The organism is Vibrio sp. S234-5, assembly GCF_000960595.1.
Taxonomy (GTDB): domain Bacteria; phylum Pseudomonadota; class Gammaproteobacteria; order Enterobacterales; family Vibrionaceae; genus Vibrio.
Map to the genome: position 1 here is coordinate 1 of NZ_JZAM01000069.1, position 485 is coordinate 485.

Genomic DNA, 485 nt, shown 5'->3' on the forward strand with positions numbered 1-485 from the left:
TCGCTGATGCGCTCTACCGCACTGTGGATTTGCGTCAGGCTCGCTGCTGCAGAATTCGCGTCATCCACACTGGTATCAGCCAAACGACGACCATCTCCCATGATATCAACCGCTTTCTTGGTTGTACCTTGAAGCATTTCGATCGTTTCTTGGATTTCTTTGGTCGATGCGTGAGTACGTTGGCTCAATACGCGAACTTCGTCAGCAACGACCGCAAAACCACGACCTTGATCGCCTGCACGCGCCGCTTCGATCGCTGCGTTCAGTGCCAACAAGTTAGTTTGCTCTGCAATATCTTGAATCGTCGATAGAATCGTGTTGATGCTATTACCGTGCGCTTCAAGTTCTTGGATAACATTTGTCGCGGCTTGAACTTCTTGCGCCAGATTCTGGATAGAACCTTGCGTTTGATTCACTTGGCTAGAACCGTGAGCACATGCTTGCACCGCTTCTTCAGAGCTATGCGCAGTGCTGTCTGCGTTACC

At 50.5% G+C, this 485-nt stretch carries 1 protein-coding gene; it reads right to left on the reverse strand.

The window, feature by feature from the left end:
* A partial coding sequence (locus tag UF06_RS02805; RefSeq protein WP_045569086.1) for a methyl-accepting chemotaxis protein occupies window positions 1-485 on the reverse strand: 485 nt, incomplete at both ends.